Annotated in this window: 18 protein-coding genes and 4 tRNA genes; 12 read left to right on the forward strand and 10 right to left on the reverse strand. The window is 35.4% G+C overall.

The genetic code is table 11. From position 1 onward, the window contains the following. Positions 1 to 9: 9 nt before the first annotated feature. Positions 10 to 2682 (reverse strand): TolB family protein, encoded by a 2673-nt coding sequence (locus tag B3P23_RS16580; protein WP_293928217.1) that lies wholly within the window; start codon positions 2680 to 2682, stop codon positions 10 to 12. Between the two features lie 832 nt (positions 2683 to 3514). Here B3P23_RS16580 and mgtE point away from each other — a divergent pair. The 4 genes from mgtE (at position 3515) to B3P23_RS16600 (ending at position 6420) form a co-directional block, all read left to right on the forward strand. Then, complete coding sequence (mgtE, locus tag B3P23_RS16585; RefSeq protein ID WP_045753400.1) at positions 3515 to 4897, forward strand: magnesium transporter; 1383 nt, start codon at positions 3515 to 3517, stop codon at positions 4895 to 4897. A gap of 133 nt (positions 4898 to 5030) precedes the next feature. Continuing rightward, positions 5031 to 5104 (forward strand) — tRNA-Asn (locus B3P23_RS16590). A gap of 121 nt (positions 5105 to 5225) precedes the next feature. After that, a tRNA-Asn gene (locus tag B3P23_RS16595) sits at positions 5226 to 5299 on the forward strand. A gap of 257 nt (positions 5300 to 5556) precedes the next feature. Then, positions 5557 to 6420: an HD domain-containing protein gene (locus tag B3P23_RS16600; protein ID WP_293928220.1), complete on the forward strand. Its 864-nt coding sequence runs from the start codon at positions 5557 to 5559 to the stop codon at positions 6418 to 6420. A gap of 156 nt (positions 6421 to 6576) precedes the next feature. Here B3P23_RS16600 and B3P23_RS16605 read toward each other — a convergent pair whose 3' ends face one another. Continuing rightward, positions 6577 to 8136 (reverse strand): S41 family peptidase, encoded by a 1560-nt coding sequence (locus B3P23_RS16605; protein ID WP_094772852.1) that lies wholly within the window; start codon positions 8134 to 8136, stop codon positions 6577 to 6579. A gap of 207 nt (positions 8137 to 8343) precedes the next feature. Between B3P23_RS16605 and B3P23_RS16610 the strand changes: the two genes are divergently transcribed. Then, a tRNA-Asn gene (locus B3P23_RS16610) sits at positions 8344 to 8417 on the forward strand. Positions 8418 to 8478: 61 nt separating this feature from the next. Beyond that, entirely contained in the window at positions 8479 to 9393 is a 915-nt protein-coding gene (locus B3P23_RS16615) for a PfkB family carbohydrate kinase (protein ID WP_045754823.1), read from the forward strand. On the opposite strand, the gene B3P23_RS16620 is transcribed toward B3P23_RS16615, so the two are convergent. The 3 genes from B3P23_RS16620 to murB form a co-directional block, all read right to left on the reverse strand. Continuing rightward, positions 9394 to 9639, reverse strand: a complete 246-nt coding sequence (locus tag B3P23_RS16620) for a cytochrome b5 domain-containing protein (RefSeq protein WP_045754822.1) — start codon at positions 9637 to 9639, stop codon at positions 9394 to 9396. 18 nt (positions 9640 to 9657) lie between these two features. Continuing rightward, positions 9658 to 10170: an RNA polymerase sigma factor gene (locus B3P23_RS16625; protein ID WP_045754821.1), complete on the reverse strand. Its 513-nt coding sequence runs from the start codon at positions 10168 to 10170 to the stop codon at positions 9658 to 9660. Between the two features lie 264 nt (positions 10171 to 10434). Next, positions 10435 to 11451: a UDP-N-acetylmuramate dehydrogenase gene (gene murB, locus B3P23_RS16630; protein WP_045754820.1), complete on the reverse strand. Its 1017-nt coding sequence runs from the start codon at positions 11449 to 11451 to the stop codon at positions 10435 to 10437. A 104-nt stretch (positions 11452 to 11555) separates the two neighbouring features. On the opposite strand from murB, the gene B3P23_RS16635 reads away from it, so the two are divergent. Next, positions 11556 to 12161: a TetR/AcrR family transcriptional regulator gene (locus tag B3P23_RS16635; protein ID WP_045754819.1), complete on the forward strand. Its 606-nt coding sequence runs from the start codon at positions 11556 to 11558 to the stop codon at positions 12159 to 12161. Between the two features lie 11 nt (positions 12162 to 12172). On the opposite strand, the gene B3P23_RS16640 is transcribed toward B3P23_RS16635, so the two are convergent. The 3 genes from B3P23_RS16640 to B3P23_RS16650 form a co-directional block, all read right to left on the reverse strand. Further along, positions 12173 to 13141 (reverse strand): YpdA family putative bacillithiol disulfide reductase, encoded by a 969-nt coding sequence (locus B3P23_RS16640; RefSeq protein ID WP_293928228.1) that lies wholly within the window; start codon positions 13139 to 13141, stop codon positions 12173 to 12175. 18 nt (positions 13142 to 13159) lie between these two features. Continuing rightward, positions 13160 to 15355 (reverse strand): FUSC family protein, encoded by a 2196-nt coding sequence (locus B3P23_RS16645; RefSeq protein ID WP_293928231.1) that lies wholly within the window; start codon positions 15353 to 15355, stop codon positions 13160 to 13162. Positions 15356 to 15448: 93 nt separating this feature from the next. After that, complete coding sequence (locus B3P23_RS16650) at positions 15449 to 15859, reverse strand: organic hydroperoxide resistance protein (protein ID WP_045754816.1); 411 nt, start codon at positions 15857 to 15859, stop codon at positions 15449 to 15451. Between the two features lie 202 nt (positions 15860 to 16061). Here B3P23_RS16650 and B3P23_RS16655 point away from each other — a divergent pair, with 202 nt between their 5' ends. The 5 genes from B3P23_RS16655 (at position 16062) to B3P23_RS16675 (ending at position 21517) form a co-directional block, all read left to right on the forward strand. Continuing rightward, positions 16062 to 18638: a phosphoenolpyruvate carboxylase gene (locus B3P23_RS16655; RefSeq protein ID WP_045755650.1), complete on the forward strand. Its 2577-nt coding sequence runs from the start codon at positions 16062 to 16064 to the stop codon at positions 18636 to 18638. A 74-nt stretch (positions 18639 to 18712) separates the two neighbouring features. After that, positions 18713 to 19264 (forward strand): hypothetical protein, encoded by a 552-nt coding sequence (locus B3P23_RS16660; protein ID WP_293928238.1) that lies wholly within the window; start codon positions 18713 to 18715, stop codon positions 19262 to 19264. 16 nt (positions 19265 to 19280) lie between these two features. Continuing rightward, complete coding sequence (locus B3P23_RS16665; protein WP_293928241.1) at positions 19281 to 20306, forward strand: Gfo/Idh/MocA family oxidoreductase; 1026 nt, start codon at positions 19281 to 19283, stop codon at positions 20304 to 20306. Positions 20307 to 20465: 159 nt separating this feature from the next. After that, complete coding sequence (locus B3P23_RS16670; RefSeq protein WP_045754813.1) at positions 20466 to 21353, forward strand: exopolyphosphatase; 888 nt, start codon at positions 20466 to 20468, stop codon at positions 21351 to 21353. 80 nt (positions 21354 to 21433) lie between these two features. Then, a tRNA-Leu gene (locus B3P23_RS16675) sits at positions 21434 to 21517 on the forward strand. 49 nt (positions 21518 to 21566) lie between these two features. On the opposite strand, the gene B3P23_RS16680 is transcribed toward B3P23_RS16675, so the two are convergent. Together B3P23_RS16680 and B3P23_RS16685 are read right to left on the reverse strand one after the other, a co-directional pair. Then, a complete protein-coding gene (locus tag B3P23_RS16680) occupies positions 21567 to 22361 on the reverse strand; it encodes a (Fe-S)-binding protein (RefSeq protein ID WP_293928244.1) in 795 nt (264 codons plus the stop codon). A gap of 21 nt (positions 22362 to 22382) precedes the next feature. After that, positions 22383 to 23681, reverse strand: coding sequence for a (Fe-S)-binding protein (locus B3P23_RS16685; protein ID WP_293928247.1), 1299 nt, complete (start codon positions 23679 to 23681; stop codon positions 22383 to 22385). Positions 23682 to 24089: the final 408 nt, after the last annotated feature.

The following is a 24089-nucleotide window of genomic DNA, read 5'->3' on the forward strand; positions in this document are numbered from 1 at the left end:
CTTTTGTCGTTAGTAAGTGTAGTTGAGACTAAATACGGGAACAACTTTCTGGCTAGCTGTGATATCATTGATATAAGTCAATTTGAGACTTGCTTCAAAATTTGGCAATGGAAATCTAAAGGCATTAAAATCTGCAGATACAGAGAGGCCAAAGGTTTTTGGACTGATATCGGATTGATGATGTATATTTTGGTAGTCGGCAAATACTCCGCCTTTGATCCGTTTGATATAGGTTAAACCGCCAATAGCCCAATCGGGATAGCTAATAGGAAATCTGTAATTTATTAATAGCGTATTCTTAATTTTTTCATATTTGTAATACCCATATCCGCTAATGGTTGGAATATCATTGCTGTACTGATAGCGGCCTGATGCTTTTTGATATCCAAACCGTACTTGGAAACCATGATTGGTAGCCAATCCTGGAATATAGAAACCGCTTCTGATTGAAAATAATGTGCCTTGTTGATTGTCAAAGGGGAGATGACGGTATGTGATGCTGAAGTTTTGTCCCCATCTTGGTGTTATATCCATTTTTGACATCATCGCATTTCTATTCCAGTAAAATTGATAGGTTAATGGGAATAATACCTTTGAGTTGAATTTTTTCAAACTATTCATACTTAAATCGTATCGTTGAAGGTAGGATGTTGCAAAATTAAATCCTGTGCTATAAACATAGTTTTTGCTGTAATAAGCCAGCGGTATGGATATTTGTCCGCTTACATCATGTTCTCTCCAATCAAAGTTGATGGTGCTATCTGTTTTATTATTAATGTTAGCTGTACCTATCTGCCCTCTATTCTCATATTTCAAAGTGAATTTTGGAAAGTACTTATTGTAATTTAGGGTAGCAGAATAGATAGATTTTTTAATATCTGTATCGTACTCATATCCGAGAACAATTTGTGTGGTATTGAGTATGTTGTTGGAGAGCCAAAATATACCTGGTTTAAAGTTGTCTAAGCTTTCGAAATTAGTATTGCTTAATGATAGGCTGTGAAAATTAAATGTTCTGGATAAACCTTTATAAGGAGATATTGTATGTTGTGCTGTGGTATCGGAATAATTGGAAAATTGTTTTTCTATACTTTGATCTATATCAGTCATCACTAGGGTAAAGGAATTTGCATTTAGTGAATCGTTATTCAGTAGCGCTGTTTTTGATATTTTATATCCGTTATATTGATAGTTATTAAATAGAATTTCCTTTTTATAGGGGTCATAAAAAGGATTGAATGCACCAAACGGGACATTCGTGAGCTTTGTCAATTTTTTTGATCGCTTATGGTATTGATATATATTATCTAGCCCCGAGTATTGCGCTTTAAATAAAATCTGATCTTCGTCTATATATTGAGGTCTTTCAAATTGTTCATTTCCCCATTTTTGCAGTAATGTGATCTGTCCAGAGTTTAATACTATTTCCGCTAAATTTGTTCCTTTATTTGAAATTGCAATAGCGACTATTTTTGATCCGTCAGCATTAAATGAGGGTTGTTGGAGAAATATAGCGGGGTCGATCGGGATTTTCTTTAGTACTTTTTTTGTTGTGATGTCGATTATGACAATTGCAGTTTGGTTACTTAGATCGACTTCAAGGGTGAGGATCTCTGGTTTATGTGGATGTATAATGGGGTAGAAATAGCGACTTTTAGAGCTGATTTGTTCTTGCTTTTTTGTTTCTAAATGATACAGATTGATAACATTATAGGATCTTTTTGTATATCGCAGATCTCTCCTTACTTCATCCCATACAATCATATTATTTCGCATATCATAATTTGGTACCGTTTGGTAACCTAATTTTATGAGTGTTGAAATATGATGATCAGGATCTGTCTTAATAATTTCAGAGGTGTTATGGGGAGTTTGCAAAATGGAAAAATAATTGCTGTGTTCATCACTTTTCGGTAGCAGCCAATCTTGATAGTTTTTATTGCTTTTAAATTCAATTATTGGGTATGCAGAGGATGCGTTTGTTTGTTCATTTTGTGTCCACTTATTATTCAGGGCGCTCATCGTGTTAGTGAACAAACCTGTTGTATTATATCCTGTTGTTTTCTTTAATGATCGACTGAAATTGTATGGGGTCAGTAGATTTTTGTTGATATTTTGATATAGTTCTGGTTCAAAATTTTCTTTAAAATTTCGTTTTAGATATTCAGTCATGAAATAGCCTATTGTATAATAGCTCGGAATTTTATCGCGATAGGATCCGAGTATGTATTTTTCAAATCTGTATTTTTTATCGCTTCTTTCATTCGCTTTTAAAGTCATTTCAAAAGATGGGATTCTGCCTCTTCCACCTTTTGAATAAAAGGTTTCTGTCCAGACAGCGTCGCCTTCGAAATACCACGACGGTAACGTTAATCCATAAATGGCGAGTGCTAATTGTTCTAAAAAAGGAGCTTTTAGTTTTCCTGTCAATTTGTCAAATTGTGCAACGTGCCTCAATTCATGTAATGCTAGATTGGATAGCCACTCTTGGTTATCTGGTTCGGGTGAGGGACTGCTATATAATTCGGATTTTCGAGGAGCTAACTGTACAAATCCATTAGGTCGCAGCTCTGTGTTTTGTAGAATGAGTGATATTTTTCGAGGTTTTATCTGTAAATCTTTACCATTTATCCTTAGATATTGTATAATTTGATCGGCTAGGGTAGAGGCTTTCTTTTCCATTTCAATTGGGAAAATAAGTCTAAATTCCTTACAGTCAGTCTGATGCCAATTTTGTGACGGAGGGGCTTGACTGTCTTCAAAAATTTGACAGTAACTAGTATGGAAAGTGAAAATAGAGAATATTAAAGATAACAGGTAGATTTTCATGTACTTACGGTAGTTTTATATCGTTGTTTTCATTGATTGCTAATTAGTTTAGTATTATTCCTGTTTGTTAATTTAATGATTTATTTACCATTTGGTTATTAAGTGGTTATGTTATAGTTTGTTATTATACTTGTGCTTTTTTATAAATCGATTACTAAATATAAGTTTTTTATTTTAATTTACTTATTTTGGTGTTTTTTTATTTCAATCAATTGATAATGAGTATTCTGTTTCTTTGTTTCTCTATTTTTACAACTTTTATTCTATCTATTTTAACTGCGTGATTGCTTGATTTTAAAGGAGTATCTGATTCAGGGATCGATTTGGAATACGATTAATCTAAATCGACCTATTAGGAGTTTCTTGATACGCTATAGTTGTGCACATGCGTGGATCTATTTTAATTTATCCTCAAATTCTATTTCAAAAATTTCACTTCTTTCGGATAGATGTGTGAGTGACAATATGTCTTGTTTTTTAATTGTTTTGAATTACCGCGTAGAGTTGCTTACCTTTCTCAAATGAAATGAAAATGAAGTTCATATTGTTTTTTGTCATCGATGCGTAAGTGAAAATAAGTATTTGGAATAGACTATAAATAAATTCTTATATTATTTTTAAAAAGACGATTTTTGCATAAAATTTTAAATACACCGATGTAGCATATTAGTAAAGAAAGGGAACTATGGAAGAATTGGAAATGCAAGTTGAACAAATTGAACAGTTCATTGAGTCGAAGGATACTGATGGATTACAAGCATATTTAAATGAACTAAATATTTCAGATGTGGAGGCACTGATCGATGAGCTTCCCGAGTATGCCCATATCTTCATCGAGACCTTAAATCTGAACCGTGCTGTTAATGTATTTCGTATCTTGGATTTCCCTACCCAGGAGCGTATTTTTAAGAAGCTTTCTGGTGGTAAAATTAGTGAACTGATTAATGAAATGCCCCCCGATGATCGAACTTCCTTTTTTAGTGAATTGAAGGATGGTGATGTCGTAAAACAATTAATTATTTTATTACCTCCAAAAGATCGGAAAGAAGCTCTTTCTTTATTAGGATATCCGGAAGATAGTGTTGGTCGTTTGATGACGCCTGATTATATCACTGTCAAACCTCACTGGAATATCATTCGAATTTTAGAACATATTCGTCAATATGGAAAAAATTCGGAAACTATTGATGTGTTATATGTTATTGATGCTGCCGGCAAATTGATCGATGATATTCGTATTAAAGATGTCCTGATGGCAGACCCCAATGTTGTCGTTGGTGATCTTATCGATAATAGATTGATTTCTTTAAATGCCAATGATCCTCAGGAGGAGGCTGTTAATATCTTTCGAATGAATAATCGTGTTGCATTGCCTGTTGTTGATAAAGCGGGAATCATGTTGGGGATTGTGACGATTGATGATATTTTATGGGTCGCAAATGAGGAGTATACTGAGGATATGCAGCGGTTTGGGGGAACGGAGGCTTTGGATGAACCTTATTTGGATGTGTCTATTGTCAATCTGGTCAAAAAGCGATCTGGATGGTTAGTGGTCTTGTTTTTTGGACAATTGTTGACAGCTACCGTCATCGAGCATTTTGAGCATCAATTAGCGAGTGCTATCATGCTTTTTGCTTTGATGCCACTCATTATATCGAGTGGTGGTAATAGTGGCTCACAAGCTTCGACATTAATTATTCAGGCCATGGCACTGGGTGAGGTTACACTAGGTGATTGGTGGAGAGTGATGAAGAGAGAATTAGTCTCTGGATTTATGTTGGGTCTTATACTTGGGATTTTAGGATTTATCCGAATTATGACTTGGCAGGGATTTTCGCATGCTTATGGTGAACATTGGGTTTTAGTCGGTCTTGTGGTCAGCTTTTCGTTGGTAGGTGTTGTGCTTTGGGGTTCGTTGATGGGATCAATGCTCCCTTTTATTTTAAGAAAACTTGGTGCAGATCCTGCCAGTTCGTCGGCTCCATTTGTATCCACTTTAGTTGACGTAACGGGTCTTCTGATTTACTTCACGTTTGCTGTTTTGCTCTTAAAGGGTGTTTTGATCTAAATGGGATAAAAATTATTCTTGTTGGAAGCGAGGGAGTTGCAAAAAATGTTTTTAAAAGATTTGTAGGATTGCAATAATCTTCCGATAATTGCATCACCGAAACGGAAATGACGCTTCGGAAAATTAACCGGATTCCTGAATAGCTCAGCTGGTTAGAGCATCTGACTGTTAATCAGAGGGTCGCTGGTTCGAGCCCAGCTTCAGGAGCAAAGCGATTTTAGATAGTAAAATCGTCATTCAATCGATAGTCTAGATTGAATTTATTTAAAAGATAAGAATGTAAATTCTTAAAACCAAAAAGAGCTATAGCAATATACTCTTGAATGATTCCTGAATAGCTCAGCTGGTTAGAGCATCTGACTGTTAATCAGAGGGTCGCTGGTTCGAGCCCAGCTTCAGGAGCAAAAGGGAAAGCACGGTAAAACGGTCGCTTTCCTTTTTTTTTATCCCATAGTCTGCTCTAAGCCGGAGGTGTAAGTTCATAAATAAAGCCGACATTGGCGCTTCGATCTTGCCCTCATTGTAGGTCAACTTTTCGGTGAATACCAATGAACAATCTCCATACAATTATAAAAACTGATTTTAAATTTCTAGATCATCAGAAAATCGTATTATTCCTTTTGTTTATCTCTACCATTATCTAAATCTATTATATTTGTATGATGACGTTAATGGATATTTTTTATGGCAATTTCGAACTTGAAGATATCCTCAGCGATCTCATAAGTTCGGCACCGGTTCAAAGATTAAAAAATATTCATCAGGGAGGTGCGGTTTTTTTGGTTTCACCACATGTTAGTCACAGCAGATATGAACATGCGATCGGAGTGATGCTTCTTGTGAAGAAACTTGGAGGTAGTCTGGAAGAGCAGATTGCTGCCCTTTTGCACGATGTCTCCCATACTGCTTTTTCACATGTTAGCGATTATGTCCTGCAAAAGTCAGGAGAAGATTATCATGAGCAAATTTTTAAAGAAGTAATTGCAAATTCCACTATACCATCTATTCTCACTAAACATGGATTCAGTACTTCTTTACTGGAAGATCCAAAATATACTTTGCTTGAGATGCCCCTTCCTGCCCTTTGTGCGGATAGGATTGATTATACGATGAGGGATTTATATCATTTTGGCTTAATCAATATTGTTGAGGTGCATCATTTTATAAATGAACTTGCTGTTCAGGATGGGAAGATTGGTGTTAAGAGTGAAAAGACCGCTTTATGGATTGCAGGTAAATATGTTCAGCTCAATAATGAGTATTTTAGAAAACCCGAACATGTATATGCCAATACGAAGTTTTCTGAATTGATTGCTCTTGGATTGGAAAAAGGTGTTATTATTCTGTCTGATTTCATGAAAGATGACCCTGCCGTTTTATCTACGATAAAATCTGATCCTGATCTCAATCTAGAACTGCAAAAAATAAAAAGCCTGGACGATTTTGAAAGATTTTCTGTTTCTGGATCCGGAAAGACCTTTAAGGAAAGGATTCTGAAACCGATGGTCATTGATCATGCGTGATCATTACTCTTTGCTAAATGTATCTTATATAGTGATCATTTCTTATATCGATTCTTATATCGATCAATTTAGGTGATGAAACAATCATCTGATTTGAGAATTGCGCATGAGAAGACAAAAATTAAAGCCTTTCCATTTTGGAAAGGCTTTCTGCGTTTATCTTGTTTTTAATCGATGTTCTACCATCCCTTTGAATTGATTGGGGGATAAATCCTTTAATTTTTTGATTTGGGTCGTTGATGTCCGTATACTTGAAATTGCAGATGAGCTATTGAGATAACTGCCCGTGGTAATGTAATTATAGGCTGCTTGTAATGATTGCTCTTTTAAGTCTCCCAATGCATAATCTGCATCATCTCTGCTAGCTTTATCAACGGACATGCCATCAAAGTAATCACTTTCATTCTTTGAATTCTTCGATGTAAACATGCTCATGTAGACATCATAACCTCCAATAGTCAAAGGAAAGAATCCGACCGGTTTTCCATAGGTTTTTTCACCTACTAATTTTACATTTAAATACGGCTTAAAGATGTTAATGAGTAGTTCACTGGCCGAAGCAGTATTATCTGTAACAATAAATACAATGGATTTGATATTTAAATTTCCGGTTGGGGCAAACTTAAATGTATTGCCAGAAACACTATAATCAATATTACCGTAATTACTCGTTACAGGATTTCCCATTCGATCCGTTGTCTGATAAGGCAGGTTCTTCAGATATTGCGTTTTGTTGTTTTGCATGGTACTATTATAATGTTCTGAAAACATCAGCTGCCCATTTAGAGAGGCTGGAGCAATTTTATTGGCAATAAACTGAGCAGTATTGATGTAGCCACCACCATTATAGCGTAAGTCGATAATCAGATCCGTAACACCTGCAGTTTGGAACTTATTAAAGGTGTTGGTCAGATCGGCTTGTGTATGTTCCAAGCTAGAAAATGAAGTGAATGCAAAATAGCCAATTTTATTGGCTCCACTGGTATACACACTATCTTTGACAACTGAACGAGTTTTATATCTTGCTTTATTTAATGTGAATTCAAATGATTTTCCATCAAGTTTTATCCCTTTGATTGTGGTTGATTCACTATCAAATAGGGCTTTGTTTAGTGCTGTTATTTCACTGTTGAAGTTGGATCCATATTTAATGCCATCGATATGTGTGATTACATCTCCACGATCTAACTGCTTTATAGCGGCTGGAGAACCAGTATAGGTTAATTGTATTTTAATGTCGTAGTCTGTATTGGTTCCATAAAGACCTACTTTCAAACCAAAGTCATTTCCATTTCCTTCTAAGTCGAGAGATGCTGATTCGTTCTTTCTAATAAAAGCGGTACTCCCATTATAACTTTCTTTGTCGATATAACTATATTTTGTTTCATTATCGGAACTATATTCATAAGGTCGTGTCGTCTTCGGATTTATACCGTAACGTGTAATGGCAAATAGTTCGGCGTTGAGGTTTTCATATTCATCAGTTCCTTTGCTGTATTGTCGTGGATTGAAAACGGTATACGTCGGAAGATCGGTGTTCCATAAATATGCATCTGTTGCATAATAGAAAAGAGAGTCTGTCAATCTTTCGATACGTGTGGTTTTTGTATCGGGCTCTTTTATCGGTTCATCATCTGTTACATTTTTTTTGCTACAACTCACAACAAGTGCGGCTAAGAGAAGAAGGGTGCTTGTTTTTACAGCAACTTTGTGCATAAGGGAATAAATTTAAATCAAATTATTAAAGTAATAGGATGATGTAATTGCTTTGTTTTCAATCGCTACTATTTTATAATCTAAATATGATCATAATTTCGATAAAAAAAAGTAAAAAATATTTAAAATAATTTGGAAATACGTTGAATTTAGCTATTTTTGTGGCATCAAAAGAGAAGGATATATAGTCATCTTTCTTGAGAAGATTCCTGAATAGCTCAGCTGGTTAGAGCATCTGACTGTTAATCAGAGGGTCGCTGGTTCGAGCCCAGCTTCAGGAGCATTAGGTTAAACCGGCTAAAAAGCCGGTTTTTTTTGTTTAAAGTTATTTATTTATACACTATGAGTTTAGTAGTAATGGGGACGGTGGCATTCGACGCTATCGAAACACCTTTTGGTAAGACAGATAAAATTGTTGGTGGAGCGGGAACTTTCGCAGCACTTTCAGCGTCTTTCTTATATGACCAAGTAAAATTAGTAGGCGTAATCGGTGAAGATTTTGGAGATGATAATCTCAATATCATTACGAGTAAAGGTGTAGATGTTGAGGGTATCCAGATCATAGAGGGGGGTAAATCATTTTTCTGGGCTGGTAAGTATCATAACGATATGAACAGTCGTGATACCATCACTACTGAATTGAATGTATTGGAAAATTTTGATCCGATTATTCCTGAGAGTTACCAAGATTGCGAATTTTTGTTATTGGGCAATGCGACTCCTCAAGTTCAGATGACGACTTTAAATCGCCTAAAAAACAAACCTAAATTGGTTGTTTTAGATACCATGAATTTCTGGATGGATATCGCTATGGATGATTTGAAAGCGGTATTGAAACATGTTGATGTATTAACTATTAATGATGGTGAGGCTCGTCAGCTATCTGGTGAGTATTCGTTGGTAAAAGCTGCTGCTGTTATTCTTGAAATGGGACCAAAATATTTGATCATTAAAAAAGGAGAGCATGGTGCTTTATTATTCGGTGAAGGACAGATTTTCTCAGCTCCAGCATTGCCTTTGGCTGAAGTATTTGATCCAACCGGTGCGGGTGATGCGTTTGCAGGTGGTTTTATCGGCTATTTGGCTAAAGTGAAAACAATTAACTTTACCAATATGAAAAATGCTGTGGTCTATGGATCCGCATTAGCATCATTCTGTGTTGAGAAATTTGGTACTGAACGCTTGCAGACTTTAACGCAGGAAGAAATCGAAGCTCGATTGAAGGCTTTCGTTTCTTTAGCTAAATTTGATATTTAATTATCCTATTTTTCCTATTATTGGAAACTTAAGAAATACTTGATCTGAGTGAGGAGCTTCTGAAAGCTCCTCAGTTAGGTCTTGACCCGCCCAATGCTCATAGTGTTTTCCGGATCTCCACAATCTACTTGCTGTGACATCGTATATTAATCCTTGAAAAGCCACCCATATTTCCGGCCGATCTTGACCATTTCTCAATGCAAGTTTCGATTTGGAATATACGGGAAGTGCTTCATGATGATCCATGAATCGAAGGTATAAAACTTAGTCGATAAGTTTATAAGTGGATAATGATTTTTTCATAACTTTTCGAGCGATATGTATTCGTGTTTTGACAGTACCAATAGGAATTGCTAAATATTCTGAAATTTCATGATACTTAAATCCTTCAAAATACATGCTAAAAGGGACATAGTAGTCTTCTGAAAGCTTAGAAAGCGCGGTATGTATATCTTCCATAACAAATTTATTTTCACCTTGATTTTTTGATGCTGACAAGATCAAGTTAGCACTTGAAATTTCTTCTTCTTTAGTTATGAAAGAATTCGTTTTAACAATTCTTCTGTAATTGTTAATGAATGTATTTTTCATAATAGTATATAACCAACCTTTTAAATTGGTTCCCTCTCTAAAGTTGTTGAAATAGGTAACAGCCTTTAACATTGTGTCTTGCACCAAATCATTTGCATCTTCGGTGTCATTTGTAAATTTCTTTGCATAGTGTTTTAGGGAGTCGGATTGCTCTACCACTAATGAGTTGAATTCATACTTAGTCATATCACTGAATTTATATTCACTTTAAAATGAATGGTTTGCAAAACACTGAGAGAGAAATAAAATGTAAATTCCTCAGCGATTTTAATACGGTTCAGTAAACTGATTGCAAATAGTATGCTAATTATTGAGAATTGATATTAAATTAATAAATATTTAACAGGAAGTTTCGTTTATAGAAAAGTTGTTTTTCTATAAACACTAATTCAAATACCTAATAGGGCGCTTTTTTATAAAAATTTTTATGAAATATTTTTTTATTAAAAATCAAAAAATATTTACTTCACGTTCTAATTTCACATTGAATTTTTGATACACATCGTTTATTATTTTAGACGATAATTCAAAAATTTCATTTCCTGTAGCTGATTGTATATTTATTAGTACAAGGGCTTGGTTCTTCCATACACCTGCTTGACCGATGACTCGACCTTTCCAGTTGCATTGCTCAATCAGCCAACCTGCGGCAAGTTTTACACGTCCATCTGGCATATCATAACTGATCATATCTGGAAATAATGATTTGATCTTCTTGAACTGCTCAGCCGATATAATTGGATTCTTGAAAAAACTTCCTGCATTTCCAACTGTGCTCGGGTCTGGTAATTTTTCGACACGAATAGTCGACACCACTTCTGCAATATCTCGTATCGTAGGATGTGTTATTTTGCGTTTTTCAAGCTCCGTGCTGATTGCTCCATATGAAGTGTTGATCGATGGAGTAGTTTTAAGTTTATACGTTACCTCTGTAATAATGTATCTACCTTTTTGTTCGGATTTGAAAATACTATCTCGATAAGAAAATTGACAATCTTCATTATAAAAAATCCTAAATACACCTTCAAGTGTATCAAATGCGACGCAGCTGTAAAAAATATCCATAAGTTCAGTGCCATAAGCTCCAATATTTTGGACTGGAGAGGCTCCGACTGTACCAGGGATAAGCGCCATGTTTTCTAATCCGTTATAATTATTATCAACACAGAACCATACGAGATCATTCCAGATTTCGCCGGCTGATGCGGTTAGGAATATTTCCTGATGAACTTGGTTTGCATTTATTCCTTTGATGTTAATTTTGATGATATAGCCTTCATAGGGATGGGTGAATAAAATATTACTTCCACCGCCTAATGTCAGAAAGTCTTTTTCGAATATACCAGACTCATAAGCATCCAATAATTGAGTTGCTTCAGTGATCTCAATGAAATGGTGTGCAACTTCCTCAATGCCGAATGTGTTGTATTTTTTTAAAGAAATATCTGATTGTATGTTTATACCCATTGTTGACTAGTTTTTTCAAAAAATCAAAAAAATAAATTATCTTTATATAATAGTTAGTAAAGATAGTACAAAGCAGTAATTAAGTGTAATTAATTTTTGAATTGATGGCAAATGCGGATTTAAAAAGAACGAGGATATTGGAGGCGGCAACACGTAGATTTGCGCATTTTGGTATGGCAAAAACAACCATGTCTGAAATTGCTACTGATTTGAATTTTTCAAAAGCACTGCTCTATTATTATTTCCCGGATAAGAATAGTTTATATTCTGCTGTATTTGAATACGTCATTGATAAAATGGTTCAAGATATTAAAGAAAAAATTAATACTTGTGATGATTTTGAAGAAATCATGATGTATACACTTGATAAAAGGGTTGAACAAATCAATAAGTACTATAATTTATTTGAATATACGATCAATATGGTCAAAGAGCTCCCTGAAGAATTGGAGCGTGTATTTAAAGAATCACATGTAAGGGAAGTCGAACTTTTTGTTGAAATATTAGTGATCGGCGTAGAGCACAATAAAATCGAGGTTGAAGATATTGAAGAGACAGCTCGAATTTTATTATATTCTTTATTTGGAATGCGCATGGGCATCTTGAAAGATATGAAAAACATGTTATTCCCGACCAAAGATGAGTTTGACGATATCTTGAGTTTACAAAAAAAGATGATGAAGATTTTCTTAAAGGGTTTAAGAAAATAGTTGTATATACATTATTTCTTCTTGATCGCTGTTATGATCTGTTGAGCATGAATTCTGGAATTTTCTATAAACCATAAATGAGTGTTTAGACCTCCGCATACAACACCTGCAAGATAAAGACCTTTAACGTTAGTTTCCATTGTTGTAGGGTCATGCTCAGGAATACATGGAGACTCTTCACCGATATGAATTCCGACAGATTTTAGGAATTTGAAATTTGGCTGATATCCGGTCAGAGCCAATACAAAATCATTTTCTAGTACAACTTCAGCATCTGGCGTATGGATATAGGCGTGAGATTGGGTTACCTTGCTCAGTGTACTATTATACAATACGCGAATCTCACCAGCAGCAATCCTATTCTCAATGTCAGGTTTGACCCAGTACTTGACTCTTGGACTTATTTCTTTTCCACGTATAACAAGGGTAACATCTGCCCCTTTTCTAAAGGTCTCTAAAGCTGCGTCAATAGAGGAATTACTGGCGCCTACTACAATCACTTTTTGATTGACATAATAATGTGGATCATCATAATAATGTTTGACCTTATCCAAATCTTCTCCAGGAATGTTTAGTTGCATAGGAATATCATAAAAGCCAGTCGCAATGATGACGTATCTGGATGTATAGCTGTCTTTAACCGTTTGCGTATGGAAGCCAAATTCCGTTTTGTCAATTGATGTGACTTCTTCAAATAAATTAATTTTTAATTTGAACTTTTGTTGAATGCGTCGGTAATACTCCAGCGCTTCGGATCGCTTAGGTTTGGGCAATGTCGTTACGAAAGGTATATCTCCAATTTCTAATCGGTCTGATGAAGAAAAGAAAGTCATATTTTGGGGATAATGATAAAGTGAGTTGACAAGACATCCTTTTTCCAATATAAGATAGCTGAGATTATTCAATGATGCTTCTAAAGCACAGGCAAGTCCTATTGGGCCCCCACCTACGATGATGATATCGAAATAATTATCTTGCATAATTGCCATTTATTTTAACTATTGTACCTTTTTGTTTAACATCGGGTCGATTTCCGCGCTTGTTTTTTCTTTTAATTGCTGTACCAACTTTGCAATATCTGCTGCGATTTTATTGATAAATTGTAGTTGCTCTGTTAGTAAAATACTGTTTTCGTCCCTGATGTCATCTATTGCTATGAGAGTTTCAGGTATCTGAAAATCGACTGGTGTAAATGGATTTTCTTCATTGGGATTACTTAAATCTCTGATTGCACTTTCTAAGGAGCTTAATATCTTACGAATCAATTTGATATGTTCTTTTGTGATGCTGTGATTAGCTCTTGATGAAGTAACCTGATTATGTAAGGTAACTGCAAATGATGCTAAAACATGATTAAAAATAACAAACTTATTGACATCTTTTGTGTATTTCTGTTTGTTTTTGGGTTCTGTAAGCATACGTTGAAATGTTGATCCCATGTTGGCTGTTTCTACATACAGCTTTTTTCTAACCAACTTATATTCTGTAACTGTTGGTTCATTTCCTGCAATCTCTTTGATGGTCAATGCAATATAGTGATAACTTGCTTGGAGTAGCTTTTGCATAGAGACTTTAACTTGTGTTGACTCCCAATTTGGGAAGATAACATAACTGGAAAGGAATGCAATCATACCTCCAATAAAGGTATCAAAAATTCGCTCTTTTGTTACTTCAATTGTATTTGTACTGACAAAACTCAGCATGATCAGTACATAAGGCGTCATGAATATAACTGCTACAATATAATTGACTCGAAAGAGACTATAAGCGCTTAGGAAGAAAAATATGAGTAGTACAAAGCGAATGGTTTCATCATGTACCATAAAAAGGATGAAAGCTCCGATCAGTCCTCCAATTATGGTCCCCATTAGGCGCTGGATATTTCTTGATTTTGTTAATCCAAATCCTGGTTTTAAAATGACCATTATCGTCAGCAATATCCAAAATATATTTTGGCTGATATGAAATGACTTGGCTATAAAATAAGATAATGACATGACGATGGCCATGCGCAACGCATGTCTAAAATAAGTTGAATCTAAGGTTAGATTTTCTCTTATTTTTTTAAAATCAATAATGGATGGTTCAATGAATTTTTTTGCCTCATCGATTTCTTGCTTATTAATTTCTGTCGATTTTATGTGCGAATAGCTATAAATATCATTGATATGACGGATGATGTCTCGAACATTGATTAAAATTTTTCGAAGCGCAATGGCATTATATTGAAGTTCTTTTTCCACTTGATCGATCCTTTTGTGCATTAAATTGATCTCTTGATCAAAGTTGTACATTGGGGTTGGTATTCGATTTGCATTTAATTGATAGGCGATATGATCTAATTCATTCGTTAATTTTAAGATGATATGTTTAAATTCATTTAAAATACCGGTATGTCCAAATTTTTCACTGACTGCATTATAATCATAATGAGTTGCCATACTTTGCTCAAAGAGATCAATAATATCATTGAATACGAATGTTAAATACCGTCCAGTTTTGGTGGTATCTTTGATGGATCTTTTGCTCTGAAAGAGTAGATTTCGTACGTTTTCTTGATGGTCGTTTACTTCGACTTGTTTGTCTATCAGTTTCAGATAATTTTTATCATTATCAACATTGATGTCGTAAAAATTAGCTTTTAAACGTAGGTAATCGGCAACATGACCAATGGATTCTGCAAGTTCCTGTTGCGTTAGTCTATAGGGTCTAATTTGCGTGATCGATAAGCTGATGATAATATACCAAAGGCAACCTATGGAGTAATAAAATAAATAGGTAAGTGCGCTGTCGAGTGTAAATGGTGTATCAACATGTATAAGCATCATCAACATGCACATCAACCCGACATTCGCTGCACGAGCATTGAACACAGCAAACATGGCAAAGATAAAGCACAAGGCAGCAATTAATATCGTTAGTAAATAAATGTTGGAATTTACAGCGACTGTCAGAATAAAAGTTATAATCGTTAGTATCGCTGCAAAATACATCCCTGTACGACGGTGGGAGGGAGCGCCTGGAGTATCTGACAATCCAACCAACAGTGCTCCTAAGGACACGAATGTTCCATTTATGAACTGGCCCATTGCCGCAAAAATAATGACTGGAATGATACATCCGATGGTGATCCTGATACCATCGGCGAAGTATTGGCTATAAAAAAAACTTTTTATCTCTTGTGTCTGCTTCATAATCTAGAATACAAACAAATATACAAGATTGAATAGGAAAAGCTATGCTTTTTATTGTAAAAGCATAGCGGGTTCGTATTTGATGATAGGTAATTAAATACCTGTTATTTTAGTTTCTACATTTCCTCTGGTAGCCTTTGAATAGGGGCATACATGATGTGCTTTTTCCGCAAGCTTTTGAGCTTGTTCGGCGCTAAGAGTCGGAACATGTAAATCAATTTCTGCAGAAATAAAGAAGGCATTGTTTTCTTCGTTAAATGATGCGCGTACCGTCACTGTAGCATCGGTCATATCGACGTTATCTTTTTCTCCTACTGCGGCAACGGCTCCTAAAAAACATGAACTCCATGCTGCTGCAAATAATTGCTCTGGATTGGTCGCGTTTCCATCACCGCCCATAGCTGTTGGTTTTTTTACAATTAAATCAATGATACCATCTGAAGATTTTACTTCACCATTACGTCCGCCAGTTGCAGTAACTTCTGCTGTATAAATTTTTCCCATTTTGTAACATTTAGTAATTTGTACTTGATCAAAAATAATATAACAAGTGAAAAACGTTTTTGTTCTTAATAATATTGTAATTTTAAGATGTTATTATTAGTTTTTTTTCATTTAAATGATTATTTGAATATAAATTTTATATATTTGAATGTTTGATCATATTCAAACGTTCTCCATTAACTACAACTGTTTTTTCTATAATATGAAATTAAGTACAAAAGAAGCCGTTTTTCAAAACGAAGTTTTGACGCGATTTGAACTTTTTAAAAGTCTATTTTTAACGCTACCCTTCCAACAGGTAAAGGATACGGGTACCTTATTACCTTTTTTTGCCAAACACTGTGAAAATGGAGTAGAGAAGCATCAAACTCCGGAAGATATCATCAATACTTTTTTTGAGCAGCATGAAATTTATTCGGATGAGGAAACTCAAGTCGATTTGTTATTTCGATTTGTACAATACATCGAAAGACAGGTGGTGCTTTTTGATGCAATTGAAGATTCTTCATTTAAAGCAATTGGTAAAACAGATCAATCTTCACAGCTTGGGTCTTTAATTAAATCTTCAGAAACAAATCCGGAACTTAAGCGAAAAATAGTTGCGAAACTAAAAGATTTCTCTGTCCGCCTTGTATTGACTGCTCACCCGACTCAGTTTTATCCTGGATCTGTATTGTCGATTATCAATGATCTGATCAGTGCAATCAAAGAGAATGATATTCATAATATTCATTTATTATTGCAACAACTTGGTAAAACACCTTTTATCAATAATAACAAGCCTACTCCGGTTGATGAAGCGATTAGCTTGGCTTGGTTTCTAGAAAATGTGTTCTACAAAGTAGCTTCTGAGATCCAAACTTATATTGATGATGAGCTGGGGATTGAGACAGAGGAAGTGAGGCAATTGATTGAGCTTGGTTTTTGGCCAGGGGGGGATCGCGATGGAAATCCAAATGTGAGTGCTGATAGTACTAAAAAAGTGGCAACACTTTTAAGAACTATTTTATTCCGTTGTTATTACAGAGATTTCAGAGTGGTGAAACGCCGTATTACTTTTAGAGGTGTTGAACAATATATGGACAATCTACAGGAGCTATTTTATGAAAATAGTTTTAATCCTGTTGAAAACCCTGTCGATGAGACTGCTCATATTATTGAAAATTTAAAAGCTATTCAGGAGGTACTGAAAGAAAAGCATAATAATCTTTTCGTGGAGATCGTCGATGATCTTTTGCGTAAGGTAATGACTTTTGGTTGCTTTTTTACAACATTGGACATTCGCCAAGATAGTAGTATCTTGACTCAAACTTTTGATTATATCATTAAAAAATACTCTAAAGAAACCGGTATTTCTGCTGATTTTGGATCATTGTCCGAGATAGATAAGCAAGAGGCCATCAATTTTAAGGAGTTGGATCTGAAATTTGATGATGAAGCTACAGCATTGGAAAAAGATACGCTAGAGGTGATCCGTTTGCTCAAAAATATTCAAAAATCAGGTTCTGAACGTGCTGCGCAGCGTTTTATCATTAGTAATTGTCAGCAAGCAAGTGATATTTTAGGTTTAAGACAACTTTTCTTATGGTCAGGATGGACCAAGGATGCCTTGACAATTGATTTTGTACCATTATTTGAAACTGTAGATGATTTGACCCGCGCTGCAGATGTGATGAAATCCCTTTATACGAATAAGGAATATGCAAAGCACCTTAAATTAAGAGGGAATAAGCAAACGATCATGCTGGGTTATTCGGATAGTACTAAAGATGGTGGATATCTAATGGCTAATTGGTCTATCTACAGTGCAAAAATTGAATTAACGGCTATTGCTAGAGAATATGATGTTGATCTTGTATTTTTCGATGGTCGTGGAGGCCCACCTGCAAGGGGAGGAGGTAAAACGCAAAGATTTTATGCTTCAATGGGACAGGAAATTGCGAATGATCATATTCAATTGACTATACAGGGACAGACTATCAGTAGCCAATATGGTTCTTTAGATACTGCCCGATTTAATATTGAACAGCTTTTACATGCTGGTATTATTTCCGATCTTAAACAGCGATCGAGTGATACGTTGACTCCACATCAAAAAGGTATTGTCGATAAATTGGCTGATCTGAGCTATAATAAATTTATGGATTTGCGTAAAAATCCTTTATTCTTGAGTTATTTAGAAAACCTATCACCATTAAAGGCGCTATCGTCTATCAATATCAGTAGTCGCCCAGTTAAACGGAATTCGGATAAGGAATTGAAACTTAAAGATCTGCGTGCGATCAGTTTCGTCACTGCGTGGAGCCAGTTAAAACAAAATATACCAGGTTTTTACGGTGTAGGTACTGCATTGAAATGGGCAGAGCAGAATAATCTTTGGAAGGATGTACAACAATTATATTTGTCTTCCGGGTTCTTCCAGACATTAATTGACAATTGTATGATGTCCATGACCAAATCCAATTTTGATATTACTTCTTACATGCAATTTGATGAGAAGTATGGTGCATTTTGGAAAATGCTTCATGAGGAATTTTTAGTGACTAAGGAGTACTTACTAAAATTAAGCAATACTTCTAAGTTGATGGAAAACTATCCTATTGATCGCGAGTCCATATTGGCTCGTGAAAATATTGTATTGCCCTTATTGATTATTCAGCATTATGCGATCAAAGTGATCAATGAAGGTAATTTGGATGAAAAGAAACGGGAGATATATGCTAAATTGATTGCTAGGACCATTTATGGTGTTGTCAATGCAGGTCGAAATGTGGCATAAAGTTTCAACTCTTTTTTAATAAGAGTTTTGAAGCCCGTTTATTTTATTATTTTTGTGCTGTTAATATAATTGATATGAAATTTAATAAGTTATTTATAGCGGTAGCAGTTTGTGGAAGTTCTTTATTGGCTTCTTGTAACTACCAAACAGGTTTGGATAACCAATATAAAAATTCACGTGCTTCTTTAGCTGATGGAGATGCTTATGCAATGTTTAAATATGTTGGAGAGCAAGGGAATTATTTAGTTAATTTGGCCAAGTTTGCTGAGTCAAAATCGACTTCTGCTGATACGAAAGCATTATCAGCAAAGATTCAGGAGGCATACACTACGATTCTTCCTCAGTTGGATTCTTTATCATTAAGTCTTCATGTGAATGATGCTATGAGAGGTGTTCCTGCTTTTGAAGCACCTGCTGCTTTAGGTACAGACAGTACTGCTGCATTTAATGATAAGGCTTACGCTGATGTGGTAGCTAAGATTCAGGCTGAAGTAAATAACAAATTGACGAAAGAGTCACATAATACTAATGCTGCTGTAAACCATTTTTCACATGAGAGTTTAGAAAAATTACAGGAAGTATATAAACTTGCTGGTGGAAAAGTAGATGAGCATGCACATCACTAAATAAAACTTTATTTTAATGACTGTAAATAAAATAGTTACAGGTGTTTTGTCGTATGGAATGTCCGGAAGGGTATTCCATACGCCATTTATAGCCAATAATGATCGCTTTGAATTGCGGGCAGTAGTGGAGCGATCTACTAAGAAAGCGCATATAGATTATCCCTCCATTATCAGTTATGATCGTGTTGAGGAACTTCTAGCCGATGAGGCAATTGAACTTGTTATTGTCAATACGCCCAATGATACACACGTAGCATTTGCAAAGCAAGCTCTACTAGCGGGAAAACATGTACTGATAGAAAAGCCATTTGCTCCAACGGTCGCAGAAGCGAAAGAATTGTTTGATCTAGGAAGAAAGGTTGGTAAATTTGTGCTGCCGTACCATAATAGACGATTTGATTCGGATTTTAATTCTTTGAAGTCTGTTTTAGAATCCAATAAGTTGGGCGAACCGGTTGAGCTGCATCTACGATTTGATCGATATCGTGCAGAAATAGGTCAAAAGGTCTTCAAAGAAACAAAACGTCCTGCTGCAGGTATCTTATTTGACCTAGGGTCGCATTTATTGGATCAGGTGATCTCATTATTTGGGAAACCCATCTCTGCTGTGAAAAGAACATCTATTCATCGTAAGGATTCGGAGGTGGATGATTTTGCAACATTATTGCTGACTTTTGATCAAGGGCTGACTGTATATATTACAGTGAGTATGTTGGTCTTGGAATCACAATATAGTTTTTTGCTACATGGTACAAACGGAACTTTTGTGAAGAACCGTACGGACGTTCAAGAAAATCAATTACTTGCTGGTGTCAGTCCAATTGATGATCACTACGGTGAGGAAAATGAAGATGCACTAGGCTTATTGACTTATCTGGAGCATGACAATTTGATTTCTGAGCAATTAAAGGCATTAAAGGGTGATTATATGCAATTATTTGATGCCGTATATGAGCAAATCAGAAATAATCGAGCATACTTTGTTACAGAAGAACAGATTTATTGGCAGCTGGAAATATTGGAGCAATCATCTTTGTGTTAAGTTATTATTTTGTTTATAATAATTTAACATAAAATGTACCTTGGCTTCATTTATTATTTATATTTTCGAAACAATTAAAGAGGTATTGTTGATAAGGAATAAGTTATTCCCTTTCAATAAGAAATCAATTTCATTTTTATTTACTTTAACTGTATTAATGTGAGGTATGCTGCGATCGATATCGGCTCAAATGCTGTCAGACTTTTAATTGCTGATATTATTCAAGAAAAGGATGGTTTTTCATTTAAAAAGAATACCCTGTTAAGGGTGCCACTTCGTCTTGGTGATGATGCTTTTATTCATCAAAAATTATCGCCTAAGAAAGCGGAGAATTTAGTGAAGACTATGCGCGCTTTCCGAGATCTGATGGATGTCTATAATGTGGAAGATTATATGGCTTGCGCCACATCTGCCATGCGCGACGTATCTAATGGCCCTGAAGTAGTAAAGAAAGTAAGTGAAATTGGTATAGACATCGCTATTATTGATGGCACTACAGAAGCTGAAATCATCTACAATAGCCACTTGGAGGCAAAGATGGATCTTGATAAGGTTTATTTGTATATAGATGTCGGTGGAGGCAGTACAGAGTTATCTTTATTTGCAAATGCTAAGCTTGTGAATTCTAAATCGTTTAATTTGGGTACGATCCGTATTCTCGATAATAAGGATGAGCAGGAAACTTGGGATGATCTTAAAGAATGGGTAACCAACAATACCAAAATGTACAAACAGGTATATGGTATTGGTACGGGTGGAAATATTAATAAACTATCCCGATTGGCTAGTGAAAAGGCTGATAAACCTATTTCTTATGCAAAATTGAAAGCGCTTTATCATTATTTAACATCGTATTCTTTAAAAGAGCGCATTACGTTATTGGGTTTAAATGATGATCGTGCTGATGTTATTATTCCTGCTACAGAGATTTTCATGACGATCATGAAGTATGGGCATTTGAAACAGATCATGGTACCACGTGTGGGCTTAGTTGATGGTGTGATCCATACTTTAATAAAAAAGAATTTATTAAATCAGGGCGTATAAAATAAAAATTAGGATCTAAGTAAAAAATACTTGCAGATTTTAAAAAAACGTTTAAATTTGCGTTACCATTTTGAAAATAGGCCCAGGTGGCGAAATTGGTAGACGCACCATCTTGAGGGGGTGGCGCCCGTATGGGTGTGGCAGTTCGAATCTGCTTCTGGGTACATCATATTGATGATATAAAAAAAGGTCTGGATACTTCCAGACCTTTTTTTATATGTTGTTGGCTCTTACCGTTATTTCTGCAATGTCTAAAACCTCTATTTCTGATTCTTTTTCTTTGATTTTGACACCATCTTTAAGCATTGTCATACAAAATGGACATGCAGCAGCTACAATTGTTGCCTGGCTGTCAATAACTTCTTCGATCCGTTCTATATTGACCTCTTTTGTCCCTTTCTCGGGCTCTTTGAACATCTGACCTCCACCAGCCCCACAGCAGAGACCATTGCTCTTACATCTTTTTAATTCTATCAATTGTGCATCTAAACTTTCCAATACTTTTCTTGGTGCCTCGTAAACTTCATTTGCACGGCCTAAATAACAAGGATCATGATAGGTGATCTTTTTACCCTGGAATACATTTCCATCTGCAGGTTTTAATTTCCCTTCATCAATTAACCCTTGGATCAATTGCGTATGATGGATGAGTTCATAATTGCCTCCTAAGGCCGGATACTCATTTTTAAGGGTATTGAAACAATGAGGACAGGCGGTCACTATTTTTTTTACATGGTATCCATCCAATACCTGGATGTTCATCATGGCTTGCATTTGAAATAAAAACTCGTTACCCGCACGTTTTGCTGGATCTCCTGTACAACTTTCTTCTGTGCCTAGTATGGCATATTTGATGCCTACATGTTGTAAAATGCGACAAATATCACGGGTTATTTTTTGTGCTCTTTCATCAAAACTTCCTGCGCAACCTACCCAAAATAGAATATCTGCGGTTTCACCTTTAGCCGTTAATTCGGCCATAGTTGGGACGTGTAATTCTTTTTCCATGATTCTAGTTTTATAAAAGTATTATTGTTGCGATGTCCAGTTTGCACGATCCATCTGTGAATATTTCCATGGAGCACCATTATTCTCTACATTTCCAAACATGGCATTGATGCTGGCTGGCGCTTTCGATTCTTCCATGACAGAATACCGTCTTAATTCAACAATAATTTCAAGGGGATTAATATTAACAGGGCATTGTTCTACGCATGCGTTACAGCTGGTACAGGCCCATATTTCTTCGCGTGTTATGTACGTGTCCAATAATGATTTTCCGTCGTCTACAAAGTTTCCATTTGCCTTTATATTTTTACCGACTTCATCTATACGATCACGGGTATCCATCATGATCTTTCTTGGTGATAATAACTTGCCTGTGATATTAGCTGGACAGGAGGCTGTACAGCGACCGCATTCGGTGCAGGTGTAGGCATCAAGTAGATTTTTCCATGTCAAGTCTTGGACATCTTTTGCTCCAAATCGAACTGGCTCATCTGTAGTAGGAGGGGTAAAGCTAGGATCGAGCATTGCTTTTACCTCATTTGTTACATTTTCCATATTCGTTAATTCTCCCTTAGGCCTTAAATTTGAAAAGTACGTGTTGGGGAATGCCAAAAGGATGTGTAAATGTTTTGAATAGGGTAAATAATTGAGGAAGGCAAATACACCTAAAATATGGAGCCACCAACAAATTCGCTCAATAACCATTAACGATGAAGGATCGGATGGTAAAAAGGAGATGATATATTGACTGATCGGAAATGATCCTGCAGTGATGTAATGTGACTCACCATAGAGCTGTAATTTTTGATCTGCTGCGTTCATGAGCAGGAACGCCATCATCAATAGAATTTCTGTTATCAGAATAAGATTGGCATCGGTTTTTGGCCAATTCTTTAATTCAGGACTATTGAGACGTTTCAGATGAATCACATTTCTACGAATGAAGAAAATGATACAACCAAGAAGTACGCCAAATGCTAACCATTCAAATGATGCTATCAGCAAATTATAGAAACTTCCTAAAAATGATAAAAATCGGTGTGTCCCAAATATTCCGTCAATGACGATTTCGATCATTTCAATATTAATGATGCAAAAACCGATATAGACAAAAAGATGTAAAATTGCAGGTACAACTCTTTTAAACATTTTCTTTTGACCGAAAGCGACTAGTAGCATGGTCTTAAGACGTTCTGCAGGTTTGTCGTTTCTATTGAGCGCTCTTCCTATTTTAATATTTTTATATATCTGTCTTGCATTTTTTGCAAACAGAATAATCGCGCTAACAAAGCATAATATAAATATAAGTTGGCTAATCATATCTTTTTATAACAGTATATACACAAATATAATATAAATAATATATTATGCTTGCATAATACATTATTTAGAATTTTTAAAAACAATTGGCTGATTTGGATAATTTGATTTGAAGACATATTCATATGAGGAGTCTATAAGTTTTTTATAACTGATAAGTCAATCTTCTGATTCTGTATACTTCAGCATAATAACGTTTAGTGATTTGAATCGAGCGTGCATTTGTAATGCCGGTAAAAATGTTCAAAGATGAAGATTAATCTCGCATTATGTGTTGTTCCAAGTAAATGATCTGATAACCAGGTAAGGTAAGGTAAGGTAAGGGAAGGTAAGGTAAGGTAAGGTAAGGTAAGGTAAGGTAAGGTAAGGAAAGGTAAGGTAAGGTAAGGTGAGGTAAGGAAAGGAAAG

Source organism: Sphingobacterium sp. UBA6320 (assembly GCF_002440335.1).
Classification (GTDB): Bacteria; Bacteroidota; Bacteroidia; order Sphingobacteriales; family Sphingobacteriaceae; genus Sphingobacterium.